The organism is Pseudomonas sp. KH_027 (assembly GCF_057838565.1).
In genome coordinates this window covers 48,765-68,075 of record NZ_CM174470.1, presented here as the reverse complement: position 1 = coordinate 68,075, position 19,311 = coordinate 48,765, and the positions used below count along the sequence as shown (strand labels likewise).

Annotated in this window: 19 protein-coding genes and 2 pseudogenes; 11 read left to right on the top strand and 10 right to left on the bottom strand. The window is 65.0% G+C overall.

Going from position 1 to position 19,311, the window contains the following annotated elements:
* Positions 1-30 precede the first annotated feature (30 nt).
* Entirely contained in the window at positions 31-1,245 is a 1,215-nt protein-coding gene (gene trpB / locus AC3IYG_RS00315; protein ID WP_489311739.1) for a tryptophan synthase subunit beta, read from the top strand.
* Positions 1,245-2,054: a tryptophan synthase subunit alpha gene (trpA, locus tag AC3IYG_RS00310; RefSeq protein ID WP_489311738.1), complete on the top strand. Its 810-nt coding sequence runs from the start codon at positions 1,245-1,247 to the stop codon at positions 2,052-2,054. The genes trpB and trpA overlap by 1 nt, the downstream gene beginning before the upstream one ends.
* 149 nt (positions 2,055-2,203) lie before the next feature.
* On the opposite strand, the gene AC3IYG_RS00305 is transcribed toward trpA, so the two are convergent.
* Positions 2,204-3,415 (bottom strand): MFS transporter, encoded by a 1,212-nt coding sequence (locus AC3IYG_RS00305; protein WP_489311737.1) that lies wholly within the window; start codon positions 3,413-3,415, stop codon positions 2,204-2,206.
* A gap of 101 nt (positions 3,416-3,516) precedes the next feature.
* Here AC3IYG_RS00305 and AC3IYG_RS00300 point away from each other — a divergent pair, with 101 nt between their 5' ends.
* Entirely contained in the window at positions 3,517-4,407 is an 891-nt protein-coding gene (locus tag AC3IYG_RS00300; protein WP_489311736.1) for a LysR substrate-binding domain-containing protein, read from the top strand.
* A 48-nt stretch (positions 4,408-4,455) separates the two neighbouring features.
* On the opposite strand, the pseudogene AC3IYG_RS00295 reads toward AC3IYG_RS00300, so the two are convergent.
* Positions 4,456-4,702 (bottom strand): annotated as a pseudogene (locus AC3IYG_RS00295) (LysR substrate-binding domain-containing protein); the annotation flags it as partial.
* Between AC3IYG_RS00295 and AC3IYG_RS00290 the strand changes: the two are divergent.
* Positions 4,685-4,912 (top strand): annotated as a pseudogene (locus AC3IYG_RS00290) (glycine betaine ABC transporter substrate-binding protein); the annotation flags it as partial. The pseudogenes AC3IYG_RS00295 and AC3IYG_RS00290 sit on opposite strands and share 18 nt — an antisense overlap.
* 159 nt (positions 4,913-5,071) lie before the next feature.
* On the top strand, positions 5,072-6,640 hold the full coding sequence (locus AC3IYG_RS00285) for a SulP family inorganic anion transporter (RefSeq protein ID WP_489311735.1): 1,569 nt from the start codon (positions 5,072-5,074) through the stop codon (positions 6,638-6,640).
* Between the two features lie 90 nt (positions 6,641-6,730).
* Here the strand turns inward: AC3IYG_RS00285 and aroE are convergent, their stop codons facing one another.
* Together aroE and hemF are read right to left on the bottom strand one after the other, a co-directional pair.
* Entirely contained in the window at positions 6,731-7,549 is an 819-nt protein-coding gene (aroE, locus tag AC3IYG_RS00280; protein ID WP_489311734.1) for a shikimate dehydrogenase, read from the bottom strand.
* A 79-nt stretch (positions 7,550-7,628) separates the two neighbouring features.
* On the bottom strand, positions 7,629-8,543 hold the full coding sequence (gene hemF, locus AC3IYG_RS00275; protein WP_489311733.1) for an oxygen-dependent coproporphyrinogen oxidase: 915 nt from the start codon (positions 8,541-8,543) through the stop codon (positions 7,629-7,631).
* Between the two features lie 248 nt (positions 8,544-8,791).
* On the opposite strand from hemF, the gene AC3IYG_RS00270 reads away from it, so the two are divergent.
* Entirely contained in the window at positions 8,792-9,769 is a 978-nt protein-coding gene (locus AC3IYG_RS00270; RefSeq protein WP_489311732.1) for an NADPH:quinone reductase, read from the top strand.
* Here AC3IYG_RS00270 and tsaC read toward each other — a convergent pair.
* The 3 genes from tsaC to AC3IYG_RS00255 all read right to left on the bottom strand — a co-directional run bounded on the left by tsaC (position 9,766) and on the right by AC3IYG_RS00255 (position 12,624).
* Positions 9,766-10,323 carry an L-threonylcarbamoyladenylate synthase type 1 TsaC gene (gene tsaC / locus AC3IYG_RS00265; RefSeq protein WP_489311731.1) on the bottom strand — a complete coding sequence of 186 codons (558 nt, stop codon included), beginning with the start codon at positions 10,321-10,323 and terminating at the stop codon, positions 9,766-9,768. The genes AC3IYG_RS00270 and tsaC overlap by 4 nt on opposite strands.
* 93 nt (positions 10,324-10,416) lie before the next feature.
* On the bottom strand, positions 10,417-11,511 hold the full coding sequence (gene dprA, locus AC3IYG_RS00260; RefSeq protein ID WP_489311730.1) for a DNA-processing protein DprA: 1,095 nt from the start codon (positions 11,509-11,511) through the stop codon (positions 10,417-10,419).
* Between the two features lie 87 nt (positions 11,512-11,598).
* Entirely contained in the window at positions 11,599-12,624 is a 1,026-nt protein-coding gene (locus AC3IYG_RS00255; protein ID WP_489311729.1) for a LysM peptidoglycan-binding domain-containing protein, read from the bottom strand.
* 153 nt (positions 12,625-12,777) lie between these two features.
* On the opposite strand from AC3IYG_RS00255, the gene def reads away from it, so the two are divergent.
* The 5 genes from def to AC3IYG_RS00230 all read left to right on the top strand — a co-directional run bounded on the left by def (position 12,778) and on the right by AC3IYG_RS00230 (position 17,411).
* The gene (gene def, locus AC3IYG_RS00250) at positions 12,778-13,284 is read left to right on the top strand and encodes a peptide deformylase (protein ID WP_489311728.1); all 507 of its coding nucleotides are present in this window, start codon (positions 12,778-12,780) and stop codon (positions 13,282-13,284) included.
* A 72-nt stretch (positions 13,285-13,356) separates the two neighbouring features.
* Complete coding sequence (gene fmt, locus AC3IYG_RS00245) at positions 13,357-14,295, top strand: methionyl-tRNA formyltransferase (protein WP_489311727.1); 939 nt, start codon at positions 13,357-13,359, stop codon at positions 14,293-14,295.
* Positions 14,292-15,620 (top strand): 16S rRNA (cytosine(967)-C(5))-methyltransferase RsmB, encoded by a 1,329-nt coding sequence (gene rsmB / locus AC3IYG_RS00240; RefSeq protein ID WP_489311726.1) that lies wholly within the window; start codon positions 14,292-14,294, stop codon positions 15,618-15,620. Before fmt ends, rsmB begins: the two co-directional genes overlap by 4 nt.
* Before the next feature lie 12 nt (positions 15,621-15,632).
* The gene (gene trkA / locus AC3IYG_RS00235; RefSeq protein ID WP_489311725.1) at positions 15,633-17,006 is read left to right on the top strand and encodes a Trk system potassium transporter TrkA; all 1,374 of its coding nucleotides are present in this window, start codon (positions 15,633-15,635) and stop codon (positions 17,004-17,006) included.
* An 84-nt stretch (positions 17,007-17,090) separates the two neighbouring features.
* Positions 17,091-17,411 carry a tetratricopeptide repeat protein gene (locus tag AC3IYG_RS00230; RefSeq protein WP_489311724.1) on the top strand — a complete coding sequence of 107 codons (321 nt, stop codon included), beginning with the start codon at positions 17,091-17,093 and terminating at the stop codon, positions 17,409-17,411.
* Between the two features lie 11 nt (positions 17,412-17,422).
* Here AC3IYG_RS00230 and AC3IYG_RS00225 read toward each other — a convergent pair whose 3' ends face one another.
* The 3 genes from AC3IYG_RS00225 to AC3IYG_RS00215 all read right to left on the bottom strand — a co-directional run bounded on the left by AC3IYG_RS00225 (position 17,423) and on the right by AC3IYG_RS00215 (position 19,297).
* On the bottom strand, positions 17,423-17,698 hold the full coding sequence (locus AC3IYG_RS00225) for a PilZ domain-containing protein (RefSeq protein ID WP_489311723.1): 276 nt from the start codon (positions 17,696-17,698) through the stop codon (positions 17,423-17,425).
* Between the two features lie 86 nt (positions 17,699-17,784).
* On the bottom strand, positions 17,785-18,672 hold the full coding sequence (locus tag AC3IYG_RS00220; protein WP_489311722.1) for a lysophospholipid acyltransferase: 888 nt from the start codon (positions 18,670-18,672) through the stop codon (positions 17,785-17,787).
* Between the two features lie 67 nt (positions 18,673-18,739).
* Complete coding sequence (locus tag AC3IYG_RS00215; protein WP_489311721.1) at positions 18,740-19,297, bottom strand: DNA-3-methyladenine glycosylase I; 558 nt, start codon at positions 19,295-19,297, stop codon at positions 18,740-18,742.
* Between the last annotated feature and the right edge of the window lie 14 nt (positions 19,298-19,311).

Genomic DNA, 19,311 nt, shown 5'->3' with positions numbered 1-19,311 from the left:
TCGGCGCCCGACTTTCACAGGAGCATACCCATGACCTCTTTGCGCAGCGGCCCAGACGCCAATGGCCTGTTCGGCTCCTTCGGCGGCCAGTACGTCGCCGAAACCCTGATGCCGTTGATCCATGACCTGGCTCGCGAATACGAAGCGGCCAAGGTCGATCCGGCCTTTCTCGCAGAGCTGGCCTACTTCCAGCGCGATTACGTCGGCCGGCCCAACCCGCTGTATTTCGCCGAACGCCTGACCGAACATTGCGGCGGCGCGAAGATCTACTTCAAGCGCGAAGAGCTCAATCACACCGGCGCGCACAAGATCAACAACTGCATCGGCCAGGTTCTGCTGGCCCGGCGCATGGGCAAGAAACGCATCATCGCCGAGACCGGCGCCGGCATGCACGGCGTGGCCACCGCCACCGTGGCCGCGCGCTTCGGCATGGACTGCGTGATCTTCATGGGCACCACCGACATCGACCGCCAGCAGGCCAACGTGTTTCGCATGAAGCTGCTCGGCGCCACCGTGATCCCGGTGGTCGCCGGCACCGGCACGCTGAAGGATGCGATGAACGAAGCGCTGCGCGACTGGGTGACCAACGTCGCCGACACCTTCTACATGATCGGCACCGTGGCCGGCCCACACCCGTACCCGGCGATGGTGCGCGACTTCCAGGCGGTCATCGGCAAGGAAACCCGCGAGCAGATGCTGGCCCAGGAAGGCCGCCTGCCCGACAGCCTGGTCGCCTGTATCGGCGGCGGCTCGAATGCCATGGGCCTGTTCCACCCGTTCCTCGATGACGCCAGCGTGCAGATCATCGGCGTCGAAGCCGCCGGCTATGGTATCGAAACCGGCAAGCACGCGGCCAGCCTGAACGGCGGCGTGCCTGGTGTGCTGCACGGCAACCGCACCTTCCTGTTGCAGGACGACGACGGCCAGATCATCGACGCCCACTCGATTTCCGCCGGCCTCGACTACCCCGGCATCGGCCCGGAGCACGCCTGGTTGCACGAAGTCGGGCGGGTCGAATACACCTCCGTGACCGATGACGAAGCGCTCGAAGCCTTCCATAAATGCTGCCGTCTGGAAGGCATCATCCCGGCGCTGGAAAGCGCCCACGCCCTGGCCGAAGTGTTCAAGCGCGCGCCAACGCTACCCAAGGAGCACCTGATGGTGATCAACCTCTCCGGGCGTGGCGACAAGGACATGCAGACCGTGATGCACCACATGGAACACAACCCGCAGGAGAACCACTGATGAGCCGCCTGCAAACGCGCTTTGCCGAGCTGAAACAACAGAACCGCGCCGCCCTGGTGACCTTCATCACCGCCGGCGATCCGGGCTATGCCACTTCGCTGGCGATCCTCAAAGGTCTGCCGCAAGCCGGTGCCGACGTGATCGAGCTAGGCATGCCGTTCACCGACCCGATGGCCGACGGCCCGGCGATCCAGCTGGCCAACATCCGCGCCCTGGCCGCCGAGCAGAACCTGGCGAAAACCCTGCAAATGGTTCGCGAGTTCCGCGCCGGCAACAGCGACACGCCACTGGTGCTGATGGGCTACTTCAACCCGATCCACCACTATGGCGTGCCACGCTTCATCGCCGAAGCCAAGGAAGCCGGCGTCGATGGTCTTATCGTGGTCGATCTGCCGCCGGAACATAACGTCGACCTCTGCGACCCGGCCCAGGCCGCCGGCCTCGACTTTATCCGCCTGACCACCCCGACCACCGACGATGCACGCCTGCCGAAAGTGCTCAACGGCAGCTCCGGTTTCGTTTACTACGTCTCCGTGGCGGGTGTGACCGGTGCCGGCTCGGCGACCCTGGACCACGTCGAACAGGCGGTCGCGCGTCTGCGTCGGCACACCGACCTGCCGTTGTGCATCGGCTTCGGCATCCGCACCCCGGAGCACGCGGCGACCATCGCCCGCCTGGCCGATGGCGTGGTGGTGGGTTCGGCGCTGATCGACCAGATCGCCAATGCCGAATCGCCGGAGCAAGCGGTGGAGGGCGTACTGACCCTCTGCGCACAACTGGCCGAAGGCGTGCGTAGCGCGCGCCAGTAATCCACGCGCGCCCCAGCGTGGGGCGAATGTGGCAGCGGCGCCAGACCCATGGTCCTGCGCCAAAGCCGCACAAAAAAAGCCGCTGCCCCGGAAGGAGCAGCGGCTTTTTGCTGTTTGCGCGGCCGTCGCAACTGTGCGGCTTGCCCTGATCAGTGACCGACGACGAGGGTGGCATTGCCGATGGCGGGCGCTGCCAGTGCCGGGTTACGACGATCCAGCCAGCCGCTCCAGGCCGTCAGGGCCAGCGCCAGCAGCACCACCAGCGCGCCGATCCAGGCGGTATGAATCAGGCCGAGGTGGGCGACGATCAAACCACCGCCCCAGGCGCCGCCCGCGATCCCCAGGTTGAAGGCGGCAATGTTCAGGCCCGAGGCGACGTCCACCGCACGCGGGGTGTAATGCTCGGCCTGGCGTACCACATACACCTGCAGGCCCGGCACGTTGCCGAAGGCCACGGCGCCCCAGAGCAGCACGGTAAGCAGCGCCAGCCACGGATTGCCGGCGGTGAAGGTCAGCGCCAGCAGCACGGCGGCGAGCAGGGCGAAGATGATCAGCAGCGCATTGATCGGGCCACGCTTGTCAGCCAGTTTGCCGCCCCAGATGTTGCCCACCGCCACTGACACGCCATAGACCAGCAGTACCAGGCTCACGGTGGCCGCGCTGAAGCCGGAAATGTCTTGCAGGATCGGCGCGAGGAAGGTGAAGGCGATGAACGAGCCGCCATAGCCGACCGCGGTCATCGCATACACCAGCAACAGGCGCGGTTGCTTGAGCACGGCGAGTTGCTGCAGCAGCGAGGCCGGCGGGCTGTGCGCAATGTTGCGCGGCACGAAGATCAGGCTGCCGATGAAAGCGACCACGCCGAGTGCGGAGACCGCGAGGAAGGTCTCGCGCCAGCCGAACTGCTGACCGATGAAAGTGCCCAGCGGCACGCCCGTGACCAGTGCCACGGTGAGGCCGGTGAACATGATGGCGATGGCACTGGCCGCTTTCTCCTTCGGCACCAGGCTGGTGGCGATGGTCGAGCCGATGGAGAAGAACACACCATGGGCCAGGCCGGTAACGATCCGCGCGATGATCAACGACTCGTAGCCCGGCGCCTGCCAGGCCAACAGGTTGCCGAGGGTGAACAGCACCATCAGCGAAAGCAGCAGCGTCTTGCGCGGCAGCTTGCCGGTGAGGGCGGTGAGCAGCGGCGCGCCAGTCGCCACGCCGAGGGCGTAGAGGCTGACCAGCAGGCCCGCCGACGGCAGGCTGACGCCCAGGTCGGCGCCGATGGTAGGGAGCAGGCCGACGATAACGAACTCCGTCGTGCCGATGGCAAAAGCGCTCAGGGTGAGCGCGAGCAAGGCGAGTGGCATGGGGGAAACTCCGGTCAGGGTTGCGTGGGGCGTAGTCTCCACGCCAGACTCATGCAGAAAAACCGGGTTTCATGGCAAAGATAGTTGATTGAGAATCAAGAATGAAAACCACACTCGACGAATTGCTTGCCCTCACCAACGTGGTCGACAGCGGCTCTATCACCGCCGCCGCCGAGCGGCTGGGACAGACCACTTCCGGCGTCAGCCGGGCGCTGAGCCGCCTCGAAGAAAAACTCGAAGTCACCCTGATGCGCCGCACAACCCGCCGCCTGGAGCTGACCGAGGAGGGTGAGGCGTTCCTCGCCCAAGCCCGGCGCATTCTCGCCAGCGTCGAGGAGGCCGAAGAGCAGATGGCCCTGCGCCGGCAGAAACCTGCCGGGCGTCTGCGGGTCAACGCCGCTTCGCCGTTCATGTTGCACGTCGTCGTGCCGCTGGTTGCGGGCTTTCGCGCACAGTACCCGGAGATCGAACTGGAACTGCACAGCAGCGACCTGATCATCGACCTGATCGAGCAACGCACCGACGTGGCCATCCGCATTGGCCCATTGCGCGACTCGACCCTGCATGCCCGGGCGCTGGGCAGCAATCGCCTGCGCGTACTGGCCAGCCCGAGCTACCTGCAAAGCCATGGCACACCGCTGGAAGTGGCTGACTTGGCCGCACACAGCCTGCTCGGCTTCACCCAGCCGGATACGCTGAACCAGTGGCCGCTGCGCCATGCACTTGGCGAGCACTGGCAGACCAGCCCGAACCTCAAAGCCTCCAGCGGCGAAACCTTGCGTCAGTTGGCCCTGTCCGGTGCGGGGCTGGTCTGCCTGGCCGACTTCATGACCACGAACGATCGCGCCGAAGGCACGCTGGTCCAAGTGCTCACACCGCACACCGTCGAGGTCCTGCAGCCCATCCATGCCGTGTACTACCGCAACACCGCGCTGGCCTCGCGTATCGCCTGCTTTCTCGACTATGTCAGCGGCCAGCTGCTCAATCGCTGAGCGCCCACGCGGCTCGGCGTGCGCTTGAATGTCGTCTGCCGGCAGCGCTTAAACGGCGATATTCTCACGCTTGCTAATGGGTTGCTTGAGCGTGGGTTCGGCGCTGCGCAGCAACTCCTCCTGCAGCCAATCGACCAAGCACTGCACCAGCCGGTGCGCGGCGTTTGCGCTGCGGCAGCACCACGTAATAGCCATAGTCGGAGGTGGCGGTCTGCTCGATCACGCGGGTCAGCAGGCCCTGTTGCAGCAACTCATCCATCAGATAGCGCCAGCCGATGGCCACGCCCTGGCCTGCCCGAACGTCAACAAGCTGCTCGGCAACCTGAGTTTCACCCAGGCGATGGAGAACAGCATCATGGCCAAGGTAGCGGACAAGAAAGGCTCCAACGCCGCAGCGGTGAAAGCCTGGATCGCCGCCAACCCGCAAGTGCTCGAACAGTGGTTGAGCGGGGTCAATACCAAGGATGGCACCGACGCGCTGCCGGCGGTCAAAGCCAAGCTCTGAACCGACTTAACCTGCAGAAGACGTCACCACCCGTCGCGGCGCTCGGCGTCTTGTTACCCTGGGTGCTGAACGGCTTGCACCTTTGTGTTCTCAAGCCGCATTGCATGAACATGTAGGTGCGGGCCATGCCCGCTCCTACGCGAACAAACCGAGACTGCCATGCGCTGGCCCAACCGCTTGATGCTCTTCCCCTTTCTTGCCTGGCTGGCGCAACAACGCGGCCGGACGGTGCGGCGCGACCTGCTGGTCGGCCTGAGTGGCGCCGTGTTGGCGCTGCCGCAATCCATCGCCTATGCCCTGATCGCCGGGCTACCGGCGGAATACGGTTTGTACGCGGCCATAGTGCCGGTGCTGATCGCCTGCCTGTGGGGCTCGTCCTGGCATTTGATCTGCGGGCCGACGGCAGCCATTTCCATCGTCCTGTTCACCAGTGTCAGCCCACTGGCGGTGCCCGGCAGCGCCGACTACATCGAGCTGATCCTGCTGCTGACCTTTCTCGCCGGGGTGTTTCAGTGGCTGCTCGGCCTGCTGCGCTTCGGCTCGCTGGTCAACTTCGTTTCGCATTCGGTGGTGCTCGGCTTCAGCGCCGGGGCCGCCGTGGTGATCGCCATCGGCCAGCTGCCCAACCTGTTCGGCCTGGAGATCCACAGCCAGGCGACCGCGCTCGACAGCCTGTTCAAACTCGGCGAACAACTGCCGAACCTGGACCGGGCTGCATGCCTGGTCGCCGCCCTCAGCCTGCTCACCAGCCTGCTGTTGCGGCGTTTCTGGCCCCGGGCGCCGGCCTTGCTGCTGGGCATTCTGGCCGGCAGCCTGGCGGTCTGGGCACTGCCCCGATTCAGCGCCAGCGTGCCCCTGGTCAGTGCCTTCAGTGGTCAGTTGCCGCCGTTCAGCCCGCTGTCGCTCGACCCCGCCACCATGCTGCGCTTGCTGCCCACGGCGGTGGCCTGCGGCATGCTCGGGCTGGTCACCAGCTTGTCGATCGCCCGCAGCCTGGCCGGCAAGTCGCAACAGCTGCTCAACGCCAATCAGGAGGTCCGCGCCCAGGGCCTGTCGAATATGTTCGGCGCGTGGTTTTCCGGCTATCTCTCGGCCGGCTCCTTCACCCGCTCGGCGCTGAACCTGCAGGCCGGCGCCAACTCGCCCCTGGCCGGGGTGTTTTCCGCGCTGCTGGTGGCCCTGTTCGCGGTGTTTGGCGCCAGCCTGATCGCGCACATCCCGCTGCCCAGCATGGCCGCGTGCATCCTGCTGATTTGCTGGGGACTGATCGATATTCCGGGCCTGCGCGCGCTGTACCGGGTCAGCCGCTCGGAGTTTCTGGTGATGGGCCTGACCTTCATCGCCACCCTGCTGCTGGGGTTGCAGACGGCGATCTACGCCGGGGTGCTGGCGTCGCTGTTTTTCTACCTCAAACGCACCTCGCAGCCGCGCGTGCAGCAGTGGCGTGAGGGCGATGAGGAGTTGCTGCGGGTCGAGGGCTCGATCTTTTTCGGCGCCTGCCACTTTCTGCAACTGCGTTTGCAGCGCAGCACCGGCCAGCACGTGGTGATCGAGGCGCAGCACATCAACTTCATCGACTACGCCGGCGTGACCATGCTCCACCAGGAGGCCCGCCGCCTGTTGGCGCAGGGCCGCAGCCTGAGCCTGAGGCGGGCCAGGGCGCAGGTGATCGACGAGTTGCACAAGCTGGAAGGGGCCGAGGGTTGCCCGATCCGTTTCGAGCCGTAGGGTGGGTTAGCCGCGATAGCGGCGTAACCCACCATCGGTGCCGCCAGGCATCGCCATAACCGATCCGCTGGAAGGTGGGTTTTACCCACCCTACGCCAGCTGTCGGCGCAGCTCGGTCAGCACCGGCGCACTGTCCGGGCGCACGCCGCGCCAGAGGAAGAAGGCTTCCGCCGCCTGTTCGACCAGCATGCCCAAACCGTCCAGGGTTCGCACAGCACCCTGTTCGGCGGCCCAGCGGTTGAAGGCGGTTGGCTCTTTGCCATACATCATGTCGTAACAGACGGTATGGCCGGGCTTGATCAGGCTGGCCGAGATCGGCGGCCGCTCGCCGGCCAGGCTGGCCGAGGTGCCGTTGACGATCAGGTCGACCGGTTCGTCCAGCCAGTCGAAACCGCTGGCGAACAACGGCCCGAGGTCGGCGAACTGCTGCGCCAGCGCCTCGGCCTTTTCCACCGTGCGATTGGCGATCACCAGCGCCGCCGGCCGCTCGGCCAGGAACGGCGCCAATACCCCGCGCACCGCACCGCCGGCGCCGAGCAAGAGGATGCGCTTGCCGGCCAGGGAAAACCCGGCATTGTGCGTCAGGTCACGCACCAGCCCGGCTCCGTCGGTGTTGTCGCCGAGCACGCTACCATCGGCCAGCTTCTTCAGCGTATTCACCGCGCCGGCCCGCTGGGCGCGGGGGCTCAGGCTATCGGCGAGTTGATAGGCCTGCTCCTTGAACGGCACGGTGACATTGGCCCCCTGGCCGCTCTGGAAGAACGCCCGGGCAAAACCGCTGAAGTCATCCAACGGCGCCAGCATGGCCTCGTAGGTCAGTTGCTGGCCGGTCTGCTCGGCGAACAGCCGGTGAATCAGCGGCGACTTGCTGTGGCCGATCGGGTTACCGAAAACACCGTAACGATCCATGAGCATGAAGCTCCTCTAAGTGAAACAGGATGCGCTTTGTGGGAGCGGCTTCAGCCGCTCCCACGCTCCAGGCTTTAATTCAGGCTTGGCCCAGCCAATCGCGGTCGGTCAGGAAGTACTCGGTCAACCGCGCCTCTTCGCTACCGGGCGTGGGCTGCCAGTCATAACCCCAGCGTACCTGCGGCGGCAGCGACATGAGGATCGACTCGGTGCGCCCGCCGGACTGCAGGCCGAACAGCGTGCCACGGTCATAGACCAGGTTGAACTCGACATAGCGGCCGCGACGGAAAGCCTGGAACTCGCGCTGTTGCTCGGTAAACGGCGTGGCTTTGCGCTTCTGTACGATCGGCAGGTAGGCCTCGATAAAGGCATCGCCGATGGCGCGCATGAAGGCGAAGCTGGTGTCGAAATCCCACTCGTTGAGGTCATCGAAAAACAGGCCGCCGACGCCGCGCGGTTCATGCCGGTGCTTGATGTGGAAATACTTGTCGCACCAGGCTTTGTAACGCGGATAAACCTCGGCCCCGAACGGCGCGCAGGCCCGCTCGGCGATACGGTGCCAGTGCACGCAGTCTTCCTCGACGGCGTAGTAGGGCGTCAGGTCGAAACCGCCACCGAACCACCAGACCGGCTCCTCGCCTTCTTTCTCGGCGATGAAGAAACGCACGTTGGCGTGGGCGGTCGGTACATGGGGATTTTCCGGGTGCATCACCAGCGACACGCCGAGGGCCTCGAAGCCACGCCCGGCCAGTTCCGGCCGATGGGCGCTGGCCGACGGCGGCAGGCCGCTGCCAAACACATGGGAGAAGTTCACTCCGCCTTTTTCCAGCAGCGCGCCGTTCTCGATCACCCGCGTGCGCCCGCCACCGCCGGCCGGCCGCTGCCAGGCGTCTTCAACGAATCGCGCGCGGCCATCCTCGCCTTCCAGCGCGGCACAGATGCGGTCTTGCAGGTCGAGCAGGTAGGCCTTCACGGCCGCGGTACGGTCACTCACAGCATCACCTTAAAGAGGTCTGGCAGCGCCAGGTTTCTGCAGTCCATCCGCTCGGCAAAGACTGTACTTTGCCACGGTGTGAAGCGCGCCTGGCGGATTTGAGCCGGCGAGCAAAGCCACGCAGTGCGGGGCATGCAGGCTTAATAGGGGCGCTAGCATAGCATCCGCACCGGCGTTTTCGCTGTTGACGCAGATCAAGCAGGAGCGTTGCATAGGGCCTTTGCCGAACCGCCCGGAGGAGCTTTCCCATGGTCAAACGCATCCAGTTCGCCGCCCATGGCGGCCCCGACGTGCTCGAGTACGTCGACTACAGCCCCGCCGAACCGGGGCCCCAGCAAGTGCGGGTGCGGAACCACGCCATCGGCCTGAACTTTATCGACACCTATTACCGCAGCGGCCTCTATGCCCCGCCAGCCCTGCCATCGGGTCTGGGCGCGGAAGGCGCTGGCATCGTCGAAGCGATCGGCAGCCAGGTCAGCCAATTCAAGGTCGGTGATCGCGTGGCGTATGGCAGCGGTCCGTTGGGCGCCTACAGCGAGGTTCACGTGCTGCCGGCGAGCAACCTGGTCAAGCTGCCGGACAGCATCAGCTTCGAGCAGGCCGCTGCCGTGATGCTCAAGGGCCTGACCGTGCAGTATCTGCTGCGCCAGACGTATCCACTCAAGGAGGGGGAAACCGTCCTGTTCCACGCAGCGGCCGGTGGCGTCGGTTCGCTCGCCTGCCAATGGGCCAAGGCGCTTGGGGTGAAGTTGATCGGTACGGTCAGCTCACCGGAAAAAGCCGCTCACGCCAAAGCGCTCGGCGCCTGGGCGACCATCGACTACAGCGCGGAGAATGTCCCGCAACGGGTACTGGAGCTGACCGATGGCAAGAAATGCCCGGTGGTCTACGACGGCGTCGGACACGACACCTGGCTGACGTCTCTGGATTGCCTGGCGCCGCGCGGCCTGCTGGTCAGTTTCGGCAACGCCTCGGGGGCCGTCAGCGGGGTCAACCTCGGCATTCTCGCGCAAAAAGGTTCGCTCTATGTCACCCGCCCGACCCTGGCCAGCTATGCCGACAGCGCCGAGCACCTGCAGGCCATGGCCGATGAACTGTTTGCCATGATCGCCAGCGGCCAGCTCAAGGTCGACATCAGTCAGCGCTATGCCCTGCGTGATGCCGCCAAGGCGCAAACCGAGCTGTCGGCGCGACGTACCACGGGTTCGACCATCCTGCTGCCTTAGGCCGAGCGCACCACCTTGCCGCTGACCAGATCGCGAATCACGCTGGGGTTCTTGCGCCCGCCCAAGGAGCCGGCGAGCACGGCGTCGAGCTGCTCCGGGAAGTACTGCTGGATGCGTAGCCGGGTACGTGCCGGCGGGCGCCCGGTGGGATTGGCCGAGGTGGAAACCAGCGGCCCGGTCAACGCGCAGAGGTCACGCACCAGCGGGTGACCGCTGACGCGCAAGGCCACGCTGTTGTGCTGGCCGGTAATCCACGCGGGAAGGCGGTTCTGGTGCGGCACCAGCCAGGTATTGGGCCCCGGCCAGGTGCTGGCCAGACGATCGAGCCAGCGTTCGGGAAAGTCTTCGAGCAGGAAGTCGAACTGGTGAATGCTGTCGGCGACCAGGATAAGCCCCTTGTCGACCGGCCGATCTTTCAGCGCCAGCAGCCGCTCGACCGCCTCGGCGTTCCACGGATCGCAGCCAAGGCCCCAGACCGCCTCGGTCGGATAGGCAATCACCCCGCCGTTACGCACCACCCGCGCCACTTGCTGTACCCGCCAACTGTTGACCATCACCACCTCTGCGCGCAAAACCGGTGTGCAGTGTAACCAAGCCCGTATGTCGACTCATCTGTTTGACACCGCTCAAGTTGCAAAGCCCGGCATTCAGCAGCCCACCCAGCGTCCACCTTCACAGGCCACCCGGCCCTCCAACTCCAACTCGGTCAGCGCCGCCAGTACCTGGGGTAACGGCCAACCGCTCGCCGCGGCCAAGGCCTCGCTGCTATGGGGTGCGGCATGCAGCAATTGCAGCAGCGGATGCGTGACCGGGGCCGGGCTCATGGGCGCTGCCGCATCGGCCGGTGGCAGGCTGTGCCAGCCGCGCAGGGCTTCGAGAATATGCTCGATGCTTTCCACCAGCGTAGCCCCGTCACGGATCAGTTGATGGCAGCCGCGGGCACCCGGATGGTGAATCGATCCTGGAATCGCATAGACCTCCCGGCCCTGTTCGGCCGCCAGCCGCGCCGTGATCAAGGAGCCGCTCGACGGGCTCGCCTCGACCACCAGCACGCCCAGCGAAAGGCCGCTGATGATCCGGTTGCGGCGGGGAAAATTACTCGCCTGCGGTGGGCAGTCCAGCGGGAACTCCGATACCAGCGCCCCGCCTTGTTCGCGAATCGCCGCCGCCAAACGCAGGTGCCGCTGCGGGTAGAGGTGCTTGAGCCCGGTGCCGAGTACCGCGACGGTTTTGCCGCCGACATCCAGCGCGCCTTGGTGGGTCGCGCCGTCGATCCCCAGGGCCAGGCCGCTGGTGATCACAAAGCCACCACTGGCCAGGCTTCGCGCAAAGGCCCGCGCCGTGTCCAGGCCCGGCTTGGAAGCCCGGCGACTGCCGACCATCGCCAATTGTGGCTGCTGCAAGATGCCCGGCTCACCGGCCACGAATAGCAGCGGCGGGGCATCCGGCAGCTCGGCCAGCAGCGCCGGGTAATCGGGGTTGTCGCACATCAGTACCTGCTGACCCGGCTGTTCGAGCCAGGCCAAGGTGGCGGCTGCTCGTTCGCGAATATCGGCACTACGCCGTGGCTCGGCACAGGCTGCGGGCAAACCCAGGGCGCACCAAGCCGTGGCTGGTGCGCTGAGGGCGGAGGAGGCGCTGCCGAAGGCGGCGAGCAATTTGCGAAAGCGCCGCGGCCCGAGTTCGGGCAGGCAATGCAGGCGCAGGCGAGCTTCCAGCTCGGCGGGGGAGACGAGTGACATGCTGATCATCCTTGATCGGCCCGCCGCGGCGGGCGGCAAGATTACGGGTGAACGACAAGCCCCACGCCGTGCGAGAGGCCTGTTTTGTTACGGGTTTTGTACCTTGTCCATCACCGCAAGCGAGCGGGTGGCGTTCAGCACCAGGCCATAACTGAGCTTGTCGAAGGTGTGGAACACCATCAGCAGGCCGGCACGCTCGTCGGGGATCTTCACCGATTCGCCGGTGATGCGGTCGCGCACGGTTTCCCCGGTCTTGTACACCGCCAGCACGTTGCCCTCGGTCAGCCCATCGCGCTTGCCCTTGTTCAGGGTCACCACGTCGAACTGGCCGATCTGCGTGACGCCGCGCGGCACATCGAGGATCAGGCCTTTCACTTCCTGCGCTGGCGCGCTCGGCATGAAGGTCGAGTTCACCGCACGCTCTTCGGTGGGAAACAGCCGGTCGCCGTTGCGCACTTCCTGGGTGGTGCGCGTCAGGTTCATGGTCGCCACATCGCCTTCTTCGGCAACCACTTCGCCGCCACCGATATCGTCGGCGTTGATGCCGAGAAACTCCTGGGTGTCCGGATCGGTATAGGTCTTGCCCTGGCGGAAGATGCCGTAGATCGGGTGCGCTTCATCGAAGCTGCCGCGGGCGTACACGCGGTCACCGGCGCCACTGACCACCCGCTCGGCCGTGCCGGCCACGATATAGGGTGCGCCCTGGAACTGCTCGGGCGAATCGACGATGCGGTTCTTGATCAGGAAGCTGTTGATCGCTTCCAGTGGAATGGTCGGGATCGCTTCGGCCATCGGCGTGCTGCGCACCTGCGGCGACAGCTTGATGGTGCCGCGCGACTCGCCACGGTTGAGCATCAGGCGGGGTTGACCGTCGATGTAGACCAGGCTGAGCAGATCGCCCGGATAGATCAGATGGGGGTTTTCCACTTGCGGGTTGGCGTGCCAGATCTCAGGCCACTTCCACGGCTCACGCAGGAATTTGCCGGAAATATCCCAGAGGGTATCGCCCCTGACCACGGTATAGCGGTCCGGATGGCCATCCTTGAGCTGCACTTCGGCCTGAGCCAAGCCACTGGCGGCAAGGAGTAGCAGGGCGAGTAGTGATTTCCTCATGCGGTGAATCCCTTTATTATGTGTCTTCACGTAGAACGCCCAAGGGCTGCTCCGAAACCCTCGGAAGCCGCGGCCTGAAGCCGTTTTTCAATGCTGCTCAGCATATTAGCAGCGGATTTTGACTTTATTCCACAAGTGCATCACACAACGCATATGGCAATTCTAAACATCCTCGAGTTTCCCGACCCGCGCCTGCGCACCATCGCCAAGCCGGTGGACGTGGTCGATGACGCTTTGCGTCAGCTGATCGACGACATGTTTGAGACCATGTACGACGCTCCGGGCATCGGCCTGGCCGCCACCCAGGTCAATGTACACAAGCGCGTGGTGGTGATGGACCTCAGTGAAGACCGGAGCGAGCCGCGGGTATTCATCAACCCCGAGTTCGAGACCCTGACCGAGGAAGTCGACCAGTACCAGGAAGGCTGCCTCTCGGTGCCGGGCTTCTACGAAAACGTCGACCGCCCACAGAAGGTCAAGATCAAGGCCCTGGACCGCGATGGCCAAGCCTACGAAATAATCGCCGAAGGCTTGCTGGCGGTGTGCATTCAGCATGAGTGCGACCACCTGAACGGCAAACTGTTCGTCGATTACCTGTCTACGCTCAAGCGCGACCGCATCAAGAAGAAGCTGGAAAAGCAACATCGCCAGCAGGCTTGAGTCCGACACCAAAGGCTTGCTGCGGCAGGCCTTTTTCTTTTCTGGTGCACTTTATTTCAGGAGCAACCTTCTTTGCGCATCGTCTTTGCCGGCACGCCGGAATTTGCCGCACAGCACCTGCAGGCCCTGCTGACTAGCGAGCACGAACTGGTCGCCGTCTACACCCAACCGGATCGCCCCGCCGGTCGTGGCCAGAAGCTGATGCCCAGCCCGGTGAAGCAACTGGCCCTGCAACACGCGATTCCCGTATACCAGCCGCAAACCCTGCGCGACCCCGCCGCGCAGGCGGAACTGGCGACGCTGCAGGCAGACTTGCTGGTGGTGGTGGCTTACGGCCTGATCCTGCCGCAAGTGGTGCTGGATACCCCGCGCCTGGGCTGCATCAACAGCCATGCATCCTTGTTGCCGCGCTGGCGCGGGGCGGCGCCGATCCAGCGCGCCATCGAAGCCGGCGACCGCGAGTCCGGCGTGACGGTGATGCAGATGGAAGCGGGCCTGGATACCGGGCCGATGCTGCTGAAAGTCAGCACCCCGATCAGTGCCGAAGACACCGGTGGTAGCCTGCACGACCGCCTCGCCGAACTGGGCCCGCCCGCCGTGCTGCAAGCCATCGCCGAGCTGGCCGCCGGCTCCCTGGTCGGGGAGGTGCAGGACAATAGCCTGGCCACCTACGCGCATAAATTGAACAAGGACGAAGCGCGCCTGGACTGGCAGCGCCCGGCCCTTGAGCTGGAGCGATTGATTCGCGCCTTCAACCCCTGGCCGATCTGCCACAGCACCCTCAATGGCGAACCACTGAAAGTCCTCGCCGCTGAACTGGCCGAAGGGCAGGGCCGGCCTGGCCAAATCATCCAGGCCGGGCGCGAAGGTTTGACCGTGGCCTGCGGTGCCGGCGCGCTGCGTCTGACGCGCCTGCAACTGCCCGGCGGCAAAGCGCTGAACTTCGCCGACCTGTTCAACAGCCGGCGCGAGCAGTTCGCCCTCGGCACGCTGCTGGGGGCAAGCGCATGAATCCGCGCCTGGCCGCTGCCCGTGCCCTGGCGGCGGTACTCGCCGGCAAAGCCTCGCTGAACAGCTCCCTGCCGGCACAGCTGGACAAGGTCGAGCCACGGGACCGTGGCCTGACCCAGGAGCTGGCCTTTGGCACCGCGCGCTGGCAACCGCGTCTGGCGCTGCTGGCGGAGAAACTCCTGCAAAAGCCCTTCAAGGCTGGCGACAAGGACCTCGAAGCCTTGTTGCTGATCGGTTTGTACCAGCTGTTCTACACGCGCATCCCGGCACATGCGGCCATCAGTGAAACCGTCGGCTGTGCCGACCAGTTGAAGAAGTCCTCGGCCAAGAGCCTGCTGAATGCCGTGCTGCGCCGGGCCCAGCGCGAAGGCGAGGCCTTGCTCGCCGAGCTGGAAAAAGATCCGGCCGCCCGCACCGCCCATCCGCGCTGGCTGCAAAAAGCCCTGAAAGCCTTCTGGCCGGAGCAGTGGGAAGCCATCTGCGCGGCCAACAACGCCCACCCACCGCTGATCCTGCGGGTCAATCGGCGCCTGGGCAGCCGCGATAGCTACCTGGAGGAACTGCAGCGCGTCGGCTTTGCCGCCAGCGCCTGCAGCTTCAGCCGCGACGGTATCCTCCTCGCCGAGGCCTGCGATGTCACCACGCTGCCGGGGTTTGCCGAAGGGCGTGTCAGTGTGCAGGACGAAGCCGCGCAACTGGCCGCCGACCTGCTGGAGTTGGCGCCCGGGCAACGGGTGTTGGACGCCTGCTGTGCGCCTGGCGGCAAGACTTGCCATCTGCTCGAAGTGCAGCCCGAGCTGGCCGCCGTGGTGGCCGTCGACCTGGAGGCCAAGCGCCTGCTGCGGGTGCGGGAAAACCTCGCACGCCTGGGCCTGAGCGCCGAGCTGATCGCCGCCGATGCCCGGCAGACCGAGCTCTGGTGGGACGGCCAACCGTTCCAGCGCATCCTGCTCGACGCGCCGTGTTCGGCGACCGGGGTAATCCGTCGCCATCCGGATATCAAACTGACCCGCCAGGCCGAGGACATTCCGGCCCTGGCCACACTGCAGGGCGAGCTGCTGGATGCGCTCTGGCCCACGCTGGAAGTCGGCGGGGTGCTGCTGTACGCCACCTGCTCGACCTTGCCGACCGAGAACAGCGAGGTGCTGGAAGCCTTTCTGAGCCGCACGCCCGGTGCCCGTGAACTGGATATCGCCGGTCAACTCGGCCAGCCAGCGCCCGGGATGAAACAACCGCACGGCCGTCAGCTGCTCGCGCAGGAAGGCGGCCATGACGGCTTTTACTATGCCAAGCTGATCAAGATCGCCGCCTCGACTCGCGGCTGAGGAATTACAGGGATGAAAATCATCATTCTCGGCGCCGGTCAGGTCGGCGGCACCCTCGCCGAGCACCTGGCCGGCGAGCACAACGACATCACCGTGGTCGACACCGATGGCGACCGCCTGCGCGACCTCGGCGATCGCCTCGACATTCGCACCGTACAGGGTCGCGGCTCGTTCCCGACCGTGTTGCGCCAGGCTGGCGCGGACGACGCCGACATGCTGATCGCGGTGACCAACAGCGACGAAATCAATATGGTCGCCTGCCAGGTCGCCTACACCCTGTTCCACACCCCGACCAAGATCGCCCGGGTGCGCGAATCCGCCTACCTGACCCGCGCCGGCCTGTTCGACAACGAAGCGATTCCGGTCGATGTGCTGATCAGCCCGGAACAGGTGGTGACCAACTACATCAAGCGCCTGATCGAATACCCCGGCGCCTTGCAGGTGATCGACTTCGCCGGCGGCAAGGCCCAACTGGTCGCGGTCAAGGCCTACTACGGCGGCCCGTTGGTCGGCCAGCAGCTGCGCCAACTGCGCCAGCACATGCCGAATGTCGACACCCGCGTGGCGGCGATCTTCCGCCGCGACCGGCCGATTCTGCCGCAGGGCGACACGGTGATCGAGGCCGACGACGAGGTGTTCTTCATCGCCGCCAAGGGCAATATCCGCGCGGTGATGAGCGAAATGCGCCGCCTCGATGACAGCTACAAACGGATCGTGATCGCCGGTGGCGGCCACATCGGCGAGCGCCTGGCCGAGGCCATCGAAAGCCGCTATCAGGTGAAGATCATCGAGATGAACCCGGCCCGCTGCCGCCACCTGTCCGAGACCCTCGACAGCACCATAGTCTTGCAAGGCAGCGCCTCGGATCGCGATCTGCTGGTCGAAGAAAACATCAACGACGCGGACATCTTCCTCGCCCTGACCAACGACGACGAGGCCAACATCATGGCCTCGCTGCTGGCCAAACGCCTCGGCGCGCGCAAGGTGATGACCATCATCAACAACCCGGCCTATGTCGATCTGGTGCAGGGCGGCGAGATCGATATCGCCATCAGCCCGGCGCTGGCGACCATCGGCACCCTGCTGGCCCACGTGCGCCGCGGCGATATCGTCAGCGTGCACTCACTGCGGCGCGGAGCGGCGGAGGCCATCGAGGCCATCGCCCATGGCGACGCCAAGTCGAGCAAAGTGATCGGCCGCGCCATCGAAGACATCGCCTTGCCGCCGGGCACCACCATCGGCGCCCTGGTGCGTGACGAAGAAGTGCTGATCGCCCACGACGACACGGTGATCGAGTCCGGCGACCATGTGATCCTGTTTCTGGTCGACAAGAAATACATCCGCGATGTCGAGCGGCTGTTCCAAGTCGGCCTGACGTTTTTCTAACAACTGTGGGAGCGGCTTGAGCCGTGAGAGTCACCAGCTCGCGGCTCAAGCCGCTCCCACGAAACCGATGCACGCGGAGCTCAGATGCTCGAATCCCTGGAAAAAATGCTCGCCAAGGGCGTGGATAACGCCCTGTTGCGCTTCGGCCTGGGTAAGGGTTACCTGGACGTGGGCGACTTCGCCCGCGCGGCCGAGCATCTGCAGCGGTGCGTCGAGTTCGACCCGAAGTATTCCGCGGCCTGGAAGCTGCTCGGCAAGGCGTACCAGGGCCAAGCCGATCAGGCGGGCGCCCGCCGGGCCTGGGAGCAAGGCTTGAGTGCAGCCCAAGCGCATGGCGACAAGCAGGCCGAGAAGGAAATGACGGTGTTTCTGCGCAAGCTGGACAGGCAGCAGCCGCCAGCTTGAAGCCCGGGCCGTCAGGCGTCTTCGGGCTCCTGATAAAAGCGCAGGCCGACACCCTCGGCATCCACTCGCATCACTTCCATGCGCAGGATCGGCGCCTCGATCGGCAAATCCTGCACCTGCCCGGTCACCAGCGTGCCTTGTTGCAGCGCCACCAGATCCGGGTGTTTGACATACACGCCACCGTCGGACAGGTCGCGCGTCTGGGCAATCAACTCGCCAAAGCTCGGATGGCAAATCTTGATCCGGCACTTCATCGACGTACGTGGAGATTGTCGCTGGTTGGACATAAGCCTCGTCTTCCTGAACTGCGATTATCCGTTGATAACGCAAATCGACCCGCACGCCCAGGCATGCCCTGAAAAAAGCGCAGCCCTCAATACCACTTCGCCTCGCCCTCGGGCCGTTTCTTGAAGCGTTTCATGCTCCACATGTATTGGCTCGGATACGCCCGCACGTAGCGCTCGACCACCTGACTCATGGCCGCCACGGCCGTCTGCGGGTCATCGCTGTACATCGCCTCGGGAGCCGCCTCGAGGATCACCTTGTAGCCCGAGCCATCCTCCAGGCGCAGCGCATGCAGGAACACCCCGACCGCCTTGCCGCCGGCGAGCATGCCCGGCACGAATTTGCTGGTCAGCGCCTGCACCGCGCAGAAGGGCACGAAGAAGCCCGATGAGAGACTCGGCTCGGGGTCGGCGGGAATCCCCACGGCGCCGCCTTTGCGCACTTCCTTGATGACACTGAGGATGCCTTCCTTGGTCGAAGGCGCCACGCGGTTGCCGAGTTGCACGCGCTGTTTACGCAGCAACTCATCGACCGCCTTGAGCTTCGGCGGACGGTAGAAAATGATCGGCTTGCACTGAGTGCAGTAGTAATGATTGAGCACTTCCCAGTTACCCAGGTGGCTGGTGATGCCGACCACACCTTTGCCGGACGCCAGCGCCGCCTGCAGCACCTCCAGGCCTTGCACTTCGCGCACCAGTTCAAGGGATTTGCTCGCCGGCCAGACCCAGGCGCAAGCGCTTTCGGTCAGCGTACGGCCAATATCCATCAGGCTCTGGCGCAGCAGGCGATCATGGGCCGTCGCATCCAGTTCGGGGAAGCATTTGCGCAAGTTGATGCTTGCCACGTCGCGCGAACCGTTCGGCAGCCGCCACATCAGCCAGCCGATCGCGCCCCCGAGGCCTTGCACCACCCGCCAGGGCAGGAGGGCGAAGAGGCGTAGAAAGCCCACTATCAATGCACCTTTGAACTTCTCCACCGGCAACTCCTGAAATTTTCGAGGCGGCTATTGTAACCAGACCGAGAGATGACGAGGTGGCCCGCTCCTACCCGGCGGCTGCCAGCTCGGCGTAACGCGAACAATCGGTGGTGTGATCCATGACCATCCCGGCCGCCTGCATGTAGGCGTAACAGATGGTCGGGCCGACAAAGGTGAAGCCGGCCTTTATCAGCGCCTTGCTCATCGCCTCGGCCTGCGCCGTGACTGCCGGCACCTGGCTGCGATTCTCGAAGTGATTGATCTTCGGCACCCCGCCGACAAACGACCAGAGCAGCGTCACCGGGTCGTCCAGCTGCTGCCAGGCCTGGGCATTCCTGCGCGCGGCCTTGAGTTTTAGGCGATTGCGGATGATCCCAGGGTCGAGCATGCGCTCCTCGATCTCGGCATCGCTCATCTGCGCCAGGCGTTGCACGTCGAAACCGAATAGCACCTCACGGTAGCGCTGACGTTTCTTCAACACGGTGATCCACGACAAGCCGGCCTGGAAGCCTTCCAGCAACAGCAGCTCGAACAGCTGTTGCGGATCGCGTTGCGGCACGCCCCATTCCTGGTCGTGGTATGCCCTATACAGCGGGTCGTCGGTACACCAGAAGCAGCGTGGCATAAGGCTCCAGGGGG